Consider the following 18,077-nt stretch of genomic DNA (forward strand, 5'->3'; position numbering starts at 1 on the left):
ATTTGTTTAAGATAAGATATAACTCATTGAGATGTGTCATAGTATTCGTCGTTAGAAAACAATTATTGTGACATTATTTCAATGAGTTATCTATTTTTGTCGTGTACAGAGAAAACGAATATATTCTTCTAGCGCGAAACGGTTGGATAATCCGGTCAAAGAATCGGAATGGGCAATATTCTTTAAACGGAACTCTAGCGCATCACGTTCTTGCAACATCTGTTGCAATTTCTGAATGGCAGCGAATAAAGAATCAGAATGATTCACTTCACGCAGCCGCATATCAATTTTCTGACGACCCGAGTTTTTAGACAAACTCAACAACATGCGGCGTGCCTGAATTAGCGGCAGAAAAACCTGTTTACGTGCAAAAATCATGGTTGAAATCGCGGTCAGCAATGAAATCAGCGATACCAACACGCTCCAGATCAAACGCTGCATATTGCTGTTCATCTCTTGAATAGCGGCATCTCTGCTATATTGCAGCAGGTAAGTTTGCAGGTCTACCACAGTCGCAAATTTATCTACGATCGCTTCAGTCAGCTCTGTTCCGCTCAAACGGTAGTCACGTTGCTCCAGACTGTCACTGATCAGCTCACTCACAATCGGTAAGCCTTGCTGAATAAACTCGGTTTCTACCCGCCGATGTAAACGGATGAATTCCTCAGTCTTATCTTTAACAGGTTGAATGGTATCAATCAAGGCCCACAAATAACGCACCTGATGTTGGGTCTGTAAAGAGCGGGTAATATTTTCAGTGGGAAGCGGAGCTTCAAAAGTCACATGCGCCATGATAGACGAGGCCACACGACCGGCCTGATCACGTAAATCAGATAAAAATAGAATCTGGCTAATATAGTTATTCAGAGGGGTCGATGAGCTATCTGAAGCCACTGCCACGTCACGCAAAAGTTCACGGCAACTTTCCCAGGCAGCAAACATGGCCAGAATTGCCTGATCAAGTTCTTGCGCACTGCGTTGCTGACGCGGTATCCGGGTATAGGCATCAACCTGTGCACGCCCTTTTTTCAAACTATTCTCAAGCTGTGAAAGTTGCTGATTCAGGTTGTTAAAACCGACCTCTGTCAAGACATCAGCCGTCTGGGAGAGCTGCCGATCAACCTGCTGTCGATAGCTGATTAACTCTTGCTGATGCTGGGAAAATTCCTGCACCGAACTGGACATGGCTTTATTGGCAGGCGCACGCTCACGCGAAATTTTATTCGCCAGATCAGCGACCTGCTGTAAGGCATTCAATTGTTGATAAGTTTGTCTGGATTTTAAATAACTTTGACTGCTACTCACAATTAAGGGAATACAGATGCAAAGTAAACATAAAATAATAATCGACATCGACCAGTACAAACGTTTACTGATCCACTCAGAGCGTAAGGTATTCATGCTGTTGTATTACGCCCCAATATGACAAGCAAAGCTAAATAGATTGATTATTATACAAATAAAACAGGATGGTCTTAAAGCCTTTAGTCTTACTTCACTTATGTTTTTAATGAATTTTTATCATCTATTATTTTTCAGATACTTAAGTTGGTTTATTTAAAATGTTAATGCAGGGTTTCATGACTACAATTCCCTATAAACTCTTACAAAAACAAGGGAATTTAAGCAGCTAAAAAAATATAAAAACTTGCTTTCTGCACTATTTACACCTGCAACAAATAGGTGCATAATGCACCGCATTAGGGCGAGTTAAATTATTCCTCAGCAGATATTTTAGTTTACCCGCAAATTTTGGCGAAAAAACCCCGATTCTCTATGAAAATCGGGGTTTTTTTTAGTTATTGAATTTTAGACCTATGTTTTTACTCTTTAATATGCACTATTTTGGTGCTTAAATTATTATAATATTTCTTTTCTTCATCTTGTTTTGAGTTGAAGGTTTTTTCACAAACAGAATGATCTGAAATAAAAAATGCTAGATAAAAAAAAGCCCAACCTTGGGGAAAGCTGGGCGATAAAACAAAAAATTGTGGAGAATCAGGCTAAATCACTATAAAAGTGTGAACTCTAACTTGATTTTCATATTATGTAAAATTCCCCTCAAAATGTAAAGCCGATTGCTCCAGTCAAGATTATAAAACATGCCCATTTAGCTCAAAAAACAGACACCTATTCTAAGATCCAAGCTGATGATGCTTTAAAATCAAGCAATCCAATCAAAGACCTGATGCGCCAGACATTTTGCACTTCTTGACACATTTATGAATTAACTCACCCATTATTAATTGTTTTAATAGATAAATATATTATAATTAATCGTATTAATTGATTAAAATAACAACATAATTTCTCCTTAATCTTTAGTCCCGATTCTATATTTAAAGTCTAGATTTTTGTTATACAAGAGTTTTTATATAAAATAGCTTCGGAGCCTAATACTTAAATTTTACACAAAATTAATACAATGATTTAGCTTAAAAAAATAGCGATTTCGAATTGGATTGACTTAATAAATTGTTACAATACAATATGTTCAAAAGTTGTACACATCTTGTAACAAAACGGTAAATATCATGAAAAAACTCGGTTTAGCCACTGCTTTATTATTAGCCATGACCGGTGCTCAAGCATATCAATTTGAAGTTCAAGGTCAATCAGAGTTCATCGACAACACTGCAAATGAACAAGACTTCACTGGTGCAGTTCAAGGTACTTACTACTTCAACAATGTTGATGCTTCTAAAGGTCCTTTAGCTGAAGCTGCTTTTTTAAACCAAGCATCTAATGTTTCTGCTGCTTATACATACGGCGAAGACGGACAAGAATTTGGTGATCGCACTGTGCACCATACTTTCGGTGTAAAAGGTGAAGCGTATATCCCGACTAACGTTGTTCCTGCTTATGCAAGCGCTTCTTATAGCCATACCATCGCGGATAACAAAGCGGGCGACGTAGACGGCAATGGTGACCGTTATGCATTAGAACTAGGTGCATTACTAATCCCTAACTTCTTGGTTGCTGTGGGTTATACCAGCGTTGCTGACCAAACTTCTTATGATGCTTTCAACATGTTTAACAACGGTGTTGCTAAAGCTGCTCTTGAATCTGCAACAATTGCTGATAAGACAGATGCGATCACTGCACGTACTAAATACGTTGGTGCAATCGACGGTACTAACATGTCAATTGGTTTTGAAAGCGGTTTAGTTTATGGTGAAGATACTGCCTACAACTTAGGTACAACTCTTTTCCTTAACCCACAGTTAAGCGTTGGTGCTTCTTATATGGAATCTAGCTTTGCTGGTTCTCCAGACAAAGCTTGGGGCGCGAACGTAAACTACTTCATTACTCCTGCTGTTGCAGTTGGCGCATCTTATGTAAATGCTAACTACGAAGCAAATCTTGCGCAAACTGCTCAAGTTCGTGATACTCAAACGATCGGCGTAAATGCCAAATTCCGTTTCTAATTTCTGATTAGATTCTGAATCAAAAAAGGACGCATATTGCGTCCTTTTTTATTGTTTTATGACTCTGTTTACTCAGGCGTACGTACCAGACTTAAGAAGTGCAAATGACGTTCATATTGATCAATGATATCCTGCAATAGATCTTCTTGCGTCCACTCCATCACATCATAACCCTGCCCACCTTCTCTTAAAAAGACTTCTGCCTGATAGGAATCTACTCCCGCATTCTCCAGTTCAGCCATAAAGCTTGGACTTAAAGTCTGAGTGGCATTGACCTGATAGATAAAATTAATTTCATCCTGATGATCAACACGGAGCTGTATACCGTCTTCTAGCGGGCTAATCACCACGTGTAATCGGCGCCGTTTCAATTCACTTTGAAAGCTGAGAAATGCCTTATTCACTGTATTGTGAATATACTGCTGCACCTCTTCCTGAGTGTGCGGATAATGCATAATCAGGCCTAATCGCTGTTGCCAGCTGCGCGGATTCTGGATCGCACGCGGGGTAATCCGTGCGGCTTGCAGCGCATGCATTTTGGTAACATCCAGATGTAAGGCTTTGATTAATCCCCAGCACATCAGCAGCATAATGAAGGTAAATGGCAAGGCGCTCATGATCGTGGCCGATTGCAAGGCTTCTAAGCCACCCGCCAGCAAGAGAATGATGGCTAACAAAGCCATGAGCACGGTCCAGAATAGACGCTGCCAGGTCGGTGAATTTTCACTTTTTGCTGTCAGATAATCAGTCACCAATGCCCCTGAATCGGCAGAAGTCACAAAGAACAGCATCACTAGTAAAGTCGCAATGATACTGGTTACTGAGCTAAAAGGCAGATTAGCTAAAAATTCGAATAGAGCCACAGATGAATCACGCTGAACTGCTTCTAGCAAGCTGGTATTGGCTTCATGCATAATGCTATACAGCGCGGCATTGCCCATAAAACCCATCCAGATCAGGGTAAATCCGGTCGGAATCAGCAATACACCCACGATAAATTCACGAATACTGCGCCCTTCCGAGACCCGGGCAATGAACATCCCGACAAATGGCGACCAGGAAATCCACCAGGCCCAGTACATGATGGTCCAGCCGCCAATCCAGCCACTTGGCTGATAGGCATACAGATTAAAGGTCATGCTAAACAGATTAGAGACATACTGGCCGGCATTCTGAATAGTCGTCTGTAACAGATAAATACTCGGACCTGCCACAAAGACAAAGATCAGCAACAGCAGTGCAAGCACCAAATTTATTTCAGATAAACGTTTAATTCCTTTATCTAATCCAAAAAATACGGAAGTCGCTGCCATGGCACTCACGACAATGATCAGGATCACCTGAGTGCTAGGGGCCTGTTCAATGCCAAACAAATAGTTCAAACCTGAATTGATTTGGGTCACCCCAAAACCCAGTGTGGTGGCCACACCAAATACCGTACCAATAGTGGCAAAGGTATCTACGCCATCTCCAATCGGACCATAGATCTTTTGACCAATCAGCGGATATAAGGCCGAACGAATTTTTAAAGGCAATTGATGCCGGTAAGCAAAATAAGCTAGCGATAGGCCAACCAGCGTATAAATGGCCCAGGCATGTAAGCCCCAGTGGAAAAAGGTGACCCGCATAGATTGTTGTGCAGCCAGTACAGTTTCCGGTTCACCGGCAGGTGGCGTAACATAATGCATCACCGGTTCGGCCACACCAAAGAACATCAGGCCAATCCCCATGCCTGCGGTGAATAACATCGCAAACCAGGAGGCACTGCTATATTTCGGTTGACTATGCTCGGGCCCCAGTTTGATTTTGCCCATATCCGACAGGGCAATATAAGCCAGAAGGATGATAAATATCGCCACCGACAATACATAGAACCAGCTAAAGGATGTGGTAATCCACTGGTTCAGTTGCTGGGTAAAAACTGAAAAAGCATCGGGTGCAAATACGACCAACGCTAAAAATATCGCAATAATGGCGACAGTACTGATAAAAACATTTGGATTGATATTGGCAAAACAGGATGGTTTTGTGGAAGGCATACATCCTCCATTTTTTAAAAATTGGATCGACAAACAGCGTCAAATAATTATTGGTAAGGTCAAAATGATCAGACAGATTCAGTCTATGGGAGCTAGATCTCCTGCTATTTTAGGATGTGACACAAAATAAAGCCGTTAAGTTACTGTAACAAATACAATAAAAGGATGAGTCTCATTGCCCAGGCGGGTTTTCTCTATTTTTCACGTTCTTTTTATGCGGTAGACGTGCGATATATTGCAAGGCAATTAAGCGGGATACAATCAGCGCCAGATACATCACCCCGACAAACATCTGGATAATGGCTAGCATCCGTGCGACCGGACTGACCGGCATGATATCAGACAGTCCTGTTGCAGATTGCACACTGAAACTAAGAAAAATCAGATCCAGCCAGGGTTGATAGGCTTGCAGATCGGGGTCTGAAAAGCTGTACGGCACCAGCAGCTGACAGATACTGTAGAGGAAGGCAAAGCCCCAGGCCAGCAAGGTAAATACTGCGCCAGCGGCAAAGAGTTCATCCTTGGTCAGATAACGGTCATGAAACATATAACGCAGTAGGCCATAGGCTGCACTAAAATAAGCACCAGCTTCAAACAGGTGGGCGGTGACATGGATCCAGGTATAACGCAGTCCCAGCACAATCAAGGAGGAAAAGAGAATTGCGCCGGCGACAAAGCTGAGTCCTAAAATGGTAAACATCGGAGTCTGGCGAATGACTCTGGCAATCACCAGTAAAACCAGAACACCCAGTACCCAGGTTCCCGCCCGATAAGACACGCTTTCATAACTCAATACTGACAAGATCAAGATCAGCAATTGCAGGCACAACAGCCATGCCGAAGGCAGATGGGTAAAGCTGTTCCAGAACTGTTGCAGAGATTGCTTCATAATGCCCTTCTTGTTGCCCTTCTTGTTACTATGTCATGTAAGGAACACATTGTTATTGTTAGCAGCTTTTAACATAGCATGCTCAAAGCCGCTTGCAGATATTCGATTTGTATGAAAATTACTGAAATAGCACTGCATAAATCCAGCCAGCTCAATTCAATACGGCGTTTATCCTAAAGAAAAAACTTGATGATATCTCCATAAAAAAAGCCCCCGACGGGGCTTTTTTAGCGTAGCGCAGATCTTAGTGATCCGATGCACCTGAGATACCAATACCAGTTTGTGAGCGTACAAACTGCGCATCAAAGGCTTTGCGTTCTGCCTGAGCCTGTGCCGAATTATCCGTCACAGAGAACAACCAGCAGCACAAGAATGACAATGGCATCGCGAAGATTGCAGGACCATTGAACGGGTTCACTGGCGTATCAGAAATACCCAAAGTATCGACCCATACTGCTTTAGACAGCACAATCAAGGTTACTGCGGTTACCAGACCGGCAACACCACCAATAACTGCACCACGTGTCGTCAAACCTTTCCAGAACATAGACAATACTAGTACCGGGAAGTTGGCACATGCCGCAACCGAGAATGCCAGACCGACCATGAAGGCTACGTTTTGTTTCTCGAACAGAATCCCGAGAATCATCGCGAAGATCGCAAGACCTAAAGTCGCGATTTTAGACATACGTAGTTCAGATTCAGGCGTGGTTTGGCCTTTCTTCAAAACGTTGGCATACAAGTCATGCGAAATTGCTGAAGCACCTGACAGGGTCAAACCAGCAACGACCGCAAGAATCGTGGCAAATGCAACTGCAGAAATGAAGCCCATGAACAGGTCGCCGCCCACTGCATCAGACAGGTGCACCGCCGCCATGTTATTACCACCTACCAGCTCCAGCTTGCCAGTCACAGCCATTTTCGCAACATCAAGGAATTGCGGGTTGTTCGATACATATAGAATCGCACCAAAACCAATGATGAAGGTTAATAGGTAGAAATAACCAATAAAACCTGTAGCAACTACGACTGATTTACGCGCTTCTTTGGCATCTTTTACCGTGAAGAAACGCATCAGGATATGTGGCAGACCTGCGGTACCAAACATCAATGCCAGACCTAAAGAAATCGCATCAATCGGATTAGATGCCAGACTACCCGGACCCATGATTTTGGTCGCATCTGTCAGGCTCAAGTCATGTACTTTTGAGTAGACACCAATCGCCTGTTCAAACATGTTGGTAAAGCTGAAGCCCACACCTTTCATAACCATGAATGCCATAAAGGTTGCACCAGACAGCAACATCACCGCCTTGATGATCTGTACCCAAGTGGTTGCCAACATACCGCCGAACATCACGTAGGCCATCATCAACAAGCCAACGATCACGACTGCAATGTTATAGTTCAGACCGAATAGAAGTTTGATCAGCTGACCTGCACCCACCATCTGTGCAATCAGATAGAACGCGACCACAACCAGTGAACTTAAAGCAGCCAAGGTACGTACCGGTTTTTCCTGCAAGCGGAAAGACACTACGTCTGACAGGTTGTATTTACCCAGGTTACGCAGACGTTCTGCCACCAGGAACAATACAATCGGCCAGCCCACCATGAAACCCAGTGAATACAGCAAGCCATCAAAACCGGACAGGAACACCATCGCGGAAATACCCAGGAACGATGCAGCTGACATATAGTCACCGGCAATCGCCAGGCCATTCTGGAAACCGGAAATACCGCCACCGGCAGTATAGAAGTCTTTGGTATTGGTGGTTTGTTTTGCTGCCCATTTGGTAATAAACAGCGTAGCACCTACGAAAATCACAAACATGATAATCGCGTGCCAGTTGGTCGCCTGCTGTTCTGCTGCACCCAGATCGGGACCAGCGAATGCAACGCCTGAAGCCACTATCGTGGTCGCCAGGGCAATAAGAGAATTCCATTTCATCTTAGTGGTGTCCTTTTTCATGCGCAATCGCTTCGACTTCACGGATTGCTTCTTCAGTCAATTGATCAAGTTTGTTATTGGCAATGTAGGAATACACACCACACAAGATAAACGACAGGACAATGATACCTAGACCAAGTGGAATACCCCACGTGGTCACACCACCTGAAATTGAAGACAATAGAAATTCTTTGTTGTAACCAACCAGCAACATGAAACCCACATAAACAAATAGCATAATGCCGGTCAACGTCCAGCTGAGCATACTTTTCTTGCGGACCATTTCCTTGAATTTTGGATTTTGTAGAATACGATCTACTTGTACCTCATCCATAATTACTCTCCTGTAGCCCAACCTTGGGCTGCCTATTTTTTAATTTGAATTATCACTGTTGCAAGTTAACAATAATCGTAGGTGCTTGTAATTTAGACTTTGGTCGTTAAAAAATGATCAATTTAAACTGTAGCGTTCACGATGCGTTATCATAGCGGCATGCTCAGTACACATCAGGCTATATGAACAGTTGGCTCATCATAGGGGTACTCGCCCTCTATATCGCATTACTCTTTATCTGCGCTTTCTACGGGGAAAAACATGCCAGCCGGCTGAGTACCCGTGGGCGCATGCTATTGTTTAGTTTAACTTTAGGCGTCTACTGTTCCTCCTGGACCTTTTATGGCGCCACGGGTGCTGCGGTACGTGAAGGCATTATTTTCCTGCCGATCTATCTGGGTCCGCTGCTCTTCGTTGCCGTCGGCTATGACATCTGGCGTCGTCTGGGACGGGTGAGACAGCATCATGCCATTTCTTCGATCGCTGACTTTGTCGCAGCACGCTATGGTAAAAGTGGTCCCCTCGCCTCGCTGGTGACCATTCTGGCGGTGGTAGCGATTGTGCCTTATCTGGCCTTGCAGTTACGTGCGATTGCCTTAAGTGCCGCCGTCATTCTGGAACCTTCCGCAGGTGTAACCGGCACGACCAATGGCGTACTGTTTCTGACTGGGGTTCTGGCAATACTGGCGATGATGTTTGGTACCCGGCAGATTGCCAATACTGAACAGCATGGCGGCCTGATGCTGGCCGTGGCATTTGAGTCTTTTGTCAAACTCTTCGCCCTGCTGGCAGTTGCCTGTTTCTTTATGTTTGAAGCACCAGAAAATCTGGCACAGATCAGTAGCGATATCAGCACTACTTTTCATGATGTACAACTGTTTGGCGTGCCACAAAGTTTCTGGATTCAGACCCTGCTCGCGGCACTGGCCATTATCTGCCTGCCGCGTCAGTTCCATGTAGCTGTGGTTGAGCTACGTGATGAAAAACATATTCGTGGTGCGCGGCGTTGGTTTGCAGTTTATTTGATTCTGACTACCTTGGCGATTATTCCAATTGCCAGCTGGGCGCTACATGCTGCACCGCAATATCTGGCCATTCCGGATGTGGCGGTCCTGTCCTTACCACTTAGCTATAATCAGGACTGGTTGACCTTATTGGCATTTCTGGGTGGTTTCTCTGCCTCTACCGGGATGCTGCTGGTGTCTTCCGTGGCACTGTCAATTATGCTCAGCAATGACCTGATCATGCCGGCGTTGTGGCGTTTAAAGCTGATTTCCCGGCATGACAAACGCTTGCCGTTGGTGCTGAAATTTACCCGCCGGGTCTGTATCCTGGGTGTGATGTTGATGGGCTTCCTGTTCTTCAACTTCTTTAATGATATTGACCAGCTGTCAGTTTTTGGCCTGTTGGCGTTTAGTGCGGTGGCACAATTCGCCCCTGCCCTGATCGGCGGCCTGTACTGGCGTGGCGGCAGTAAACAGGGTGTATATGCCGGATTGTTGACCGGTTTTGCCTTGTGGGCTTATACCCTGCTGTTTCCGACCATTTTGCGCAGCCTGCCCGAAGCCTATAGCAGCTTTAGTCAAAGCCTGCTGAATCAAGGTCCTTTTGGCTGGAACTGGTTAAGACCGGAAGCCCTGATCGGTTTTGAGTCTTTTGATCCGCTCACGCATGGAGTAGTCTGGGCACTGGGCTTAAATACCCTACTGTATATCTGGATTTCCCGTATTTTCCGCCCAAGTATTGCCGAACAGATTCAGGCCGAAAGTTTCTTCTATTATGAAACCAAGCCACTACCCTCGCAGAGTCCTTCTAACGAGGTCAGCTATTCGCATCAGGATGTCGCCCGTTTAAAAGTCGGTGATCTGATTACCCTAGCTAAACGCATTACCGGCGAAGGCCCAACCACACGCGCTTTCCAGCAGTTCTGCACCCAAAACAGTGTTGAGCTGAATGAAAACAGCAGTGCCAATGGCATGTGGTGGCGTTTCACCGAACAGTATCTGGCCGGAACTATCGGGGCCGCTTCGGCACGTACCCTACTGACTACGGCAATGGTCAACAATGGTTTGGCATTGGGTCAAGTCGCCAATATTCTCGATCAGGCCTCGCAATGGCAACGCTTCAATCAGAACCTGATCATGACCATGATTGATCACATGACCCAAGGGGTCAGCGTAGTTGATGAAAATATGTGCCTGGTAGCCTGGAACAATCAGTATCTGAAACTGTTCGATTATCCGACCGATATTGTCTATGTCGGTTGTCCGATCGCCGACCTGATCCGTTATAATGCTGAACGTGGTGAATGTGGCCCAGGCTCGGTTGAAGAACATGTACGGAAACGGATTCACTGGATGCAGGTCGGCAGTGCCCATGAATTTGAACGGATTCGTAAAGATGGCAGGGTGATTCAGATGCGCGGTAATCCGATCGAAGGCGGTGGTTTCGTAACGACCTTCGCAGACATTACAGCTTTCCGTGAAAATGAAGCCGTACTTGAAGCCCGGGTTCAGGACCGTACCCAGCAGCTGGCCGATGCCCTGTCCGAGCAGCAACTGGCGCGGGAACAGGCGGATAAAGCCAATATGTCGAAAAGCCGCTTCATTGCCGCCGCCAGTCATGACCTGTTGCAACCAATGCATGCTGCGCGTCTGTTCAGTACCGCCCTCGAACAAAGCGTGCAAAATGACGAAGACCGCAAGACCTTGCAGCAACTGGATCGTGCCCTGCATGGTGCAGAAAGCATGCTGTCTGCCCTGCTGGATATTGCCCGACTGGAAGGCGGGACCATTCAGCCGAAACGTCAGGCTTATCCGCTGCATGACCTGCTCAGCGATCTGGAACTCCAGTTCAAATCCATCGCTGCACAGCGTGTTATCAAGTTCAGTGTGCATGATGCACAGTTCTGGATTGATACCGATCCGCAATGGATTCGCCGGATTATCCAGAACTTTGTCAGCAATGCCCTGCGTTATACCGCCAAAGGTAAAGTGGTGGTGGGTGTGTTACGTTCGAGTAGCAGACCGAATCATATCCGCATTGGTGTCTGGGATACCGGACCCGGCATTGCCGAAGAACAGCGCATCAAGCTGTTTCAGGAATTTGAACGTTGCGGCCACACCTCGCCTTGGGGTGAACAGGGTCTGGGCCTAGGTTTGGCGATCGTACAACGCATGACCAGCATGCTGGACTATCCGGTACATGTGTCTTCTGCGCTGGGTAAAGGTTCCTGCTTTATGATTGAAGTGCCTGTGATCCAAGCACCAAAAGTTGTCGCAGCACCGGTTCAGGCCGTACCTTTAAAGAGCAAGGCCTTTAAGATTCTGTGTCTGGATAATGATGAAACCATTCTGGAAGGCATGTCGACCTTATTGACCAAATGGGGCTATCAGGTATTTAAAGCCACCGAACCTGAGCAAGCAGCCATGCTGATTCAGCAGGAAAATATTCAGGTCTGGCTGGTGGATCAACATCTGAATCAGGACAAGATCGGTCTGGATTTCATTCTGGAACACCGTTCGAAGGATATTCCGGTCGCCCTGATTACCGCCGATTCCGATCCAGAATTGCCGCAACGTCTGAAAGAGCTGAACATTGTTCTGCTGAAAAAACCGCTAAAACCGGCATCATTGCGTTCATGGTTATCCGGACTGAAGATTTCCGACTCCTAAGTAGATTACGATCTGATCAATGCCCATTTCAGACCATGAAATGGGCATTTTTTATACTCAACTGCCACATAAACTTACCTAGGTTGCATAAAATTTATTCTAATGTGCTAAAAGCAGCAAATATGCCGAAAATACAGCTGAATAAATTGACCAAAATGCTCATTTTTTAATTCACTATGGCAAAAACTGACGAATGTATTAATGTACATGTGTACACTTAGTTACAATTAGTTATCTTATTGTTTTTAATAAAAATTAAAGAGTAATTTTCCACTACTATAACTTTAGTCGTATTTTTTATCCCTTGCACTTGGCTCTAAAAATAGAGGAATAAGAAACGATCAGTTCCCATCTCATGCAGCCTTAATTTTTTGGTCGCTGATCTATTTCTGCATATCGGAGTTCTTCACATGAACATAGATCAAAACCATGGCCTGAATCAGACCCAGCAGTTTCACCGTCAATATGGCGCCAATGCCTTATTGCCAAGCATTGACTGGGCACAGATCTTTAAATACAGCAAGCTGAATGATGCCCAGTATCAGGCACTGGAAACGCTGTATCAGAGTGCAGTCCCTCTGGCACTGCAAGTCTTTGATGAATTACATTTTGATGTCTTTGAACCTTATGCCTACAAGCCGCAAGGTCTGGGTCTATTTGAAAAGATTGCTGAACAGGAAGACAAGCTGATTCAGTCTTTAGAAGCTGAAACAGAGGATCTTCCGGCAAAGACCCGTCATCAGATCTGGAGCATGTTGCTGCGTGGTGGCGCGGTACTGGTCTTTAAGGCCTGGCTGGGTAAAGTCAAAAATGAAGAAGATTGCCTGGACACCAGCCAATTTGATGAGCTGTCTGATCTGTTATTTATCAAAACCTGCCCACATGAACTGGCACAACGTTTACATATCGATCCGAATACGCGCGACGAACATGTCTTCCTGATGTATGATAATGAAGTTTATCTGGATCGTTTTAACAGTCTGGAAACTGCAGCACTATTTGTCGATCTCGGTGTTTATGATGCGACTTTCCTGAGTCTGCGTGATGATCGCGTGGCGGAATATCTGAAATCGAAAGGTTATGTCACCGAAGAGCAGATTGACGAATTGCAATGTGCCTTAAATCCATTGTTTTGTGATGATTTCACCCGCAAGCAGGATTATATCGCCTAGCTGATTCAGGCCTTTGCACTCAATTTTGCAGATTTTGCCCATAAAAAAAGACCTCCAAGGAGGTCTTTTTCAATTCGTATATGCAGAATTTACATTTTGCGGTCTTCAATATTCAGTGCATTAATGGCCAATACCGCTTGTGTCCGGTTTTGTACGCCAAGCTTACGGAAGATTGCAGTCACATGCGCTTTAATCGTCGCTTCTGATACATCCAGTTCATAAGCAATCTGCTTGTTTAATAAACCTTCAGCCACCATCATCAATACCCGGAACTGTTGCGGCGTCAAAGACTGGATCCGTTCTGCCAAAGCCGTTTCATCGGCAGCACGCGGATCAAAATTCATATTGGCTGGCAGATTTGGCGGTAACCAGATTTCACCTTCCAGCACTTCACGAATCGCTTCACCGATATGGCTTGGGTGAGCAGATTTAGGAATATAGCCCATCGCACCATGCGCGATCGCACGCTGGATGATGCTGACTTCTTCATGTGCAGACACAACAATAATCGGTAAAGACGGATACTGTGCGCGGACATGCACCAGGGCAGAAAAGCCGGAAGCGCCCGGCAGGTTTAAATCCAGCAGCACAAGATCAGGCTCAGGGCCATTTTCTAGACGTTCATAAAATTCATTGACTGCCGCAGTTTCATGAATCTGGGCTTGTGGCAGGCTATAACGTACAGCTTGAATCAAGGCATGACGAAATAGTGGATGATCATCAACGATTAAAATATTCATAGGCAACGTGAGAGATCTTGGCACGGTAGTCCCTATTCTAACCACACAACCCGGTTAAGGATATGCAAGACACTACAATTTTTAAAATAATATGCAGTTTTTCTTCAAAATTGCCCATTTTTGCACTATTGCAATAATTGTTTAATTCTCATCACTTTTTTATATATCACTTATTCCTCCCTGAAAAAGCTTATCTTTATTCAATATAAATATAAATATCATTCACTTAACCACAAAACCTTCCTTAAAAATCAGGCCTTTGTCGTATATCGCAAAATCAGATAACTTTTCAGCTTTTCGTTATTTTACAGCCCTTCGCTGAATCGGGATTAATAGGGTCATTCCGAGATTATCCCTATTTTTCAGGTTCTAAATATGTCTAATTTTAATGCGCAAAAACCCTTAAATATTGTGGCCGTATCTGGCGGTTTAAATCATCCTTCAAAAACTGAAGCCTTGGTTCAGGCGATTCTGGATGAGCTTGGGGAAGCGACACCAATCAATGTGCATTTCATTAAATTTAGCGAAATTGGTTCGCTCTTGGGCGGCGCGATTTACCGCAATCAGTTGCCGCAACGCGTTCAGGATGACCTGGCAGCAGTAGAAGCCGCAGATGCGCTGATTGTTGGCACTCCTGTATACCGCGCTTCATTTACCGGCCTGTTCAAGCATTTCTTTGACTTTGTCGAGCAAACGGCGCTGGTCGATGTCCCGGTATTACTGGCGGCTTCTGGGGGCAGTGACCGTCATGCGCTGGTGCTTGAACATCAACTGCGTCCCTTATTCAGCTTCTTTCAGGCACAGACTTTACCGATTGGCGTCTATGCCACTGACCGCGATTTCACCCCTGAATATACCATTTACAGTGAACTGCTTCGCGACCGGATTACCTTAGCCGTGGCACGTGCCTTGCCGATTCTTGAATGGGCACCGGCCAAGGGACAACGTGCTGAAGTCGTTAAAGAAAAAACCATTCAAGCCAGTCAAAATCTGGGCATTAACAAGCAGATCGAACAAGAAGAAGTATTGCCTTCAGCAGCCGTACCAAGTCTGGATGCCGCAGAATCGCGCTTGCACAGTAAGAAAGCACCAAAGACTCAAGTGGCTTGAACACAGCATTGCAAAGGGTGATGAATATGTCGAATGATAAAAATATCGTATTTGCCTATTGGGTACCGAATGTCAGTGGCGGCTTGGTGGTCAGTAACATCGAACAACGTACCGACTGGAGCTATGACTATAACGTGCGTCTGGCACAAACGGCTGAACAGGCAGGCTTTGACTATGCTCTGACCCAGATCCGTTTTACCGCCGGCTATAATGCAGAAAACCAGCATGAATCGGTCAGCTTCAGTCATGGCATTCTGGCCAAAACAGAACGCCTGAAAGTCATTGCCGCGATTCTGCCGGGCCCATGGAAGCCAGCACTGGCTGCCAAACAACTGGCGACGATTGACCATCTGAGCAATGGCCGGATCGCGATCAATGTGGTCAGTGGCTGGTTCCGTGGTGAGTTTGATGCGATTGGTGAAGAATGGCCGGAACATGACGAGCGTTATGCCCGTTCGGAAGAGTTTATCCGTAGCCTGAAAGGGGTCTGGATCCAGAACAACTTTAATTTTGACGGTAAATATTATCAATTCAAAGACTATACCTTAAGCCCTAAACCGTTACAAAAACCGCATATTGAAATCTTTCAGGGCGGCAGTTCCCGGGCAGCACGTGATATGGCATCCCGTGTATCTGACTGGTACTTTACCAATGGCAATACCCCGGAAGAACTGAAAAAACAGATCGATGATATTCGTGAAAAAGCCAAGGCCAACAACCACTCGGTGAAAATTGGTGTAAATGCCTTTGTGATTGCACGGGATAGCGAAGAAGAAGCCCAGGCCGTATTGCAGGAAATTATTAGCAAGGCCAATGTGCAGGCGGTGAAATCTTTTGGTGAAGCCACCCGTGAAGCTGGCGCAGCAAGTCAGGAAGGCGAAGGCAACTGGGCCCAATCCACCTTTGAAGATCTGGTGCAATACAATGACGGGTTCCGCACCAATCTGATCGGGACACCGCAGCAGATTGCTGAACGGATTATCGAACTGAAAAAAGTGGGCGTAGATTTGATTCTGTCAGGTTTCTTGAACTTTATTGAAGAAGTCGAATATTTTGGCCAGAAGGTATTGCCTTTGGTTCGTGAGCTTGAAGCACAACAGGCAACGCCTGTGCAGCAAGAAGAAGCTGAGCCCGTATAATCATTCCAATAAACTCAGCAGATTCACTCCCTCCCTCAAGGCTCGGCTTGGGGGATTTTTTTATGTGATAAAATTGTTGTCTGGCTAGGTTTAAAACCATCAATTCCTTAAAATTCTGCACTAACGACTTTCCAAGAATTTTAACAATGCAACTGATCTGGTTTCGTCAAGACCTCCGCATTCATGATCATGCCGCGCTCTGGCATGCCACCCAGCAAGGCAGCTGTATAGCACTGGTGGTGCTCTCTCCCGAACAATGGAAGCTGCATCAGGATGCCCGGATTAAAATCGATTTTTATCTGCGCCGCCTCGACGTTTTAAAGCAGCAGTTAGCGCAGCTGAATATTCCATTAATCATTTTAAATATTCCCTTATGGCAAGACCTGCCTGCCGAAATGCGAAGCCTGTGCCAAAAACTGCAGATTGATACGCTACATGCCAATATTGAAGTGGGCGTGAATGAACTGCAACGTGATGCAAAGGCACAGCAGATGCTAGAACAGCAGCAGATCCGGGTCGAGCTGTATCATGATCGTAGCCTGTTTCCACTGACCAGTATCCGCAATCAGTCCAATCAGCCCTATCAGGTCTATAACGCATTCAAGAAAAAATGCTATGAGCGACTGATTCAGGATATACCGGGCTGCTATCCTGCCATTCAGCCTCAAGATCCGGTTGAATTACCAGACCAGTTGACCAGCTTTGATCTGCAAAAATTTGCGGCTAATTATGAAGTCGATCATGCTGCCCAGCTCTGGCCTGCGCAGGATCATACTGCCTTAGAGCTGCTCGATGATTTTATCGAGGATAAAATAGCTCACTATAAAACCGAGCGAGAGCTACCTGCAGTCGATGGTACCAGCCGCCTGTCACCATATCTGAATATCGGTATTCTCTCGATCCGTCAATGTATGCAGACCCTGTTTAAGGACAGTTATTTCCAGATTGATGATATCGGTCAGCAGACCTGGCTGGATGAACTGCTCTGGCGCGAGTTTTATCTGCATACCCTGTTTGATTTTCCCCGTGTATCCAGGCATCGGCCTTTTAAGGAAAATACCGATAACATCCAGTGGCGCAATGCACCGGATAATTTGGCTGCCTGGCAACAAGGACAAACCGGGATTCCAATTGTCGATGCCGGCATGCGGCAAATGCGGGCCACTGGCTGGATGCATAACCGGGTGCGCATGATTACTGCGATGTTTCTATGTAAAAACCTGCTGATTGACTGGCGTCTGGGAGAAAGCTGGTTCATGCAGCATCTGATTGATGGCGATTTGGCAGCGAACAATGGCGGTTGGCAATGGTGTGCCTCGACCGGCATGGATGCCGTACCTTATTTCCGGATTTTTAACCCGGTCAGCCAGTCACAGAAGTTTGACCCGAATGGGGATTACATCCGTCAATGGGTGCCAGAACTGACACATCTGAATGCTAAATCTATTCATGAACCCTATGCTAAAAATCCGGATCTTGCACTGGATTATCCAAAACCGATTGTGGATTTAAAAGCCTCTCGTGTAAGAGCGATTGAAGCGTTTAAGCAAATTTAAAACCAAACTTTTTCATCCCGAATAAAACAGCCTCCGATAAAGAGG

11 protein-coding genes and 1 pseudogene are annotated in these 18,077 nt (G+C 45.4%); 6 read left to right on the forward strand and 6 right to left on the reverse strand.

Going from position 1 to position 18,077, the window contains the following annotated elements:
• Nucleotides 1-108: 108 nt before the first annotated feature.
• A pseudogene (locus ACTL4S_RS06260) lies at nucleotides 109-1,401 on the reverse strand (GGDEF domain-containing protein); the annotation flags it as partial.
• A 1,133-nt stretch (nucleotides 1,402-2,534) separates the two neighbouring features.
• Here ACTL4S_RS06260 and omp33-36 point away from each other — a divergent pair.
• A complete protein-coding gene (gene omp33-36 / locus ACTL4S_RS06265; protein WP_005105368.1) occupies nucleotides 2,535-3,428 on the forward strand; it encodes a porin Omp33-36 in 894 nt (297 codons plus the stop codon).
• A 68-nt stretch (nucleotides 3,429-3,496) separates the two neighbouring features.
• Here the strand turns inward: omp33-36 and ACTL4S_RS06270 are convergent, their stop codons facing one another.
• The 4 genes from ACTL4S_RS06270 to ACTL4S_RS06285 form a co-directional block, all read right to left on the reverse strand.
• Complete coding sequence (locus ACTL4S_RS06270; protein ID WP_441298959.1) at nucleotides 3,497-5,467, reverse strand: glycine betaine transporter; 1,971 nt, start codon at nucleotides 5,465-5,467, stop codon at nucleotides 3,497-3,499.
• A gap of 172 nt (nucleotides 5,468-5,639) precedes the next feature.
• Complete coding sequence (locus ACTL4S_RS06275) at nucleotides 5,640-6,356, reverse strand: ion channel (protein WP_224217007.1); 717 nt, start codon at nucleotides 6,354-6,356, stop codon at nucleotides 5,640-5,642.
• 244 nt (nucleotides 6,357-6,600) lie between these two features.
• Complete coding sequence (locus ACTL4S_RS06280; protein ID WP_004729195.1) at nucleotides 6,601-8,307, reverse strand: cation acetate symporter; 1,707 nt, start codon at nucleotides 8,305-8,307, stop codon at nucleotides 6,601-6,603.
• Nucleotide 8,308: 1 nt separating this feature from the next.
• Nucleotides 8,309-8,641 carry a DUF485 domain-containing protein gene (locus ACTL4S_RS06285; protein WP_004281374.1) on the reverse strand — a complete coding sequence of 111 codons (333 nt, stop codon included), beginning with the start codon at nucleotides 8,639-8,641 and terminating at the stop codon, nucleotides 8,309-8,311.
• Between the two features lie 182 nt (nucleotides 8,642-8,823).
• Between ACTL4S_RS06285 and ACTL4S_RS06290 the strand changes: the two genes are divergently transcribed.
• Entirely contained in the window at nucleotides 8,824-12,315 is a 3,492-nt protein-coding gene (locus ACTL4S_RS06290; protein WP_253147819.1) for a hybrid sensor histidine kinase/response regulator, read from the forward strand.
• A gap of 410 nt (nucleotides 12,316-12,725) precedes the next feature.
• Entirely contained in the window at nucleotides 12,726-13,487 is a 762-nt protein-coding gene (locus tag ACTL4S_RS06295; protein WP_441298960.1) for a hypothetical protein, read from the forward strand.
• 89 nt (nucleotides 13,488-13,576) lie between these two features.
• Here the strand turns inward: ACTL4S_RS06295 and ACTL4S_RS06300 are convergent, their stop codons facing one another.
• Complete coding sequence (locus ACTL4S_RS06300) at nucleotides 13,577-14,227, reverse strand: response regulator (protein ID WP_004281370.1); 651 nt, start codon at nucleotides 14,225-14,227, stop codon at nucleotides 13,577-13,579.
• A 375-nt stretch (nucleotides 14,228-14,602) separates the two neighbouring features.
• Here ACTL4S_RS06300 and msuE point away from each other — a divergent pair, with 375 nt between their 5' ends.
• The 3 genes from msuE to ACTL4S_RS06315 all read left to right on the forward strand — a co-directional run bounded on the left by msuE (nucleotide 14,603) and on the right by ACTL4S_RS06315 (nucleotide 18,032).
• Nucleotides 14,603-15,337, forward strand: coding sequence for an FMN reductase (gene msuE, locus ACTL4S_RS06305; protein ID WP_195725288.1), 735 nt, complete (start codon nucleotides 14,603-14,605; stop codon nucleotides 15,335-15,337).
• Between the two features lie 26 nt (nucleotides 15,338-15,363).
• Nucleotides 15,364-16,476, forward strand: a complete 1,113-nt coding sequence (gene sfnG / locus ACTL4S_RS06310) for a dimethylsulfone monooxygenase SfnG (protein ID WP_441298961.1) — start codon at nucleotides 15,364-15,366, stop codon at nucleotides 16,474-16,476.
• Between the two features lie 146 nt (nucleotides 16,477-16,622).
• Entirely contained in the window at nucleotides 16,623-18,032 is a 1,410-nt protein-coding gene (locus tag ACTL4S_RS06315) for a cryptochrome/photolyase family protein (RefSeq protein ID WP_441298962.1), read from the forward strand.
• The last annotated feature ends 45 nt before the right edge of the window (nucleotides 18,033-18,077 follow it).

The organism is Acinetobacter lwoffii (assembly GCF_052078135.1).
Lineage (GTDB): Bacteria > Pseudomonadota > Gammaproteobacteria > Pseudomonadales > Moraxellaceae > Acinetobacter > Acinetobacter lwoffii_Z.

Coding starts and splice junctions, on each gene's coding strand:
- ACTL4S_RS06300 (WP_004281370.1), bottom strand. CDS start 14,227: ATGAATATTTTAATCGTTGATGATCATCCACTATTTCGTCATGCCTTG.
- msuE (WP_195725288.1), top strand. CDS start 14,603: ATGTCTAATTTTAATGCGCAAAAACCCTTAAATATTGTGGCCGTATCT.
- omp33-36 (WP_005105368.1), top strand. CDS start 2,535: ATGAAAAAACTCGGTTTAGCCACTGCTTTATTATTAGCCATGACCGGT.
- ACTL4S_RS06315 (WP_441298962.1), top strand. CDS start 16,623: ATGCAACTGATCTGGTTTCGTCAAGACCTCCGCATTCATGATCATGCC.
- ACTL4S_RS06275 (WP_224217007.1), bottom strand. CDS start 6,356: ATGAAGCAATCTCTGCAACAGTTCTGGAACAGCTTTACCCATCTGCCT.
- ACTL4S_RS06270 (WP_441298959.1), bottom strand. CDS start 5,467: ATGCCTTCCACAAAACCATCCTGTTTTGCCAATATCAATCCAAATGTT.
- ACTL4S_RS06280 (WP_004729195.1), bottom strand. CDS start 8,307: ATGAAATGGAATTCTCTTATTGCCCTGGCGACCACGATAGTGGCTTCA.
- ACTL4S_RS06295 (WP_441298960.1), top strand. CDS start 12,726: ATGAACATAGATCAAAACCATGGCCTGAATCAGACCCAGCAGTTTCAC.
- ACTL4S_RS06285 (WP_004281374.1), bottom strand. CDS start 8,641: ATGGATGAGGTACAAGTAGATCGTATTCTACAAAATCCAAAATTCAAG.
- sfnG (WP_441298961.1), top strand. CDS start 15,364: ATGTCGAATGATAAAAATATCGTATTTGCCTATTGGGTACCGAATGTC.
- ACTL4S_RS06290 (WP_253147819.1), top strand. CDS start 8,824: ATGAACAGTTGGCTCATCATAGGGGTACTCGCCCTCTATATCGCATTA.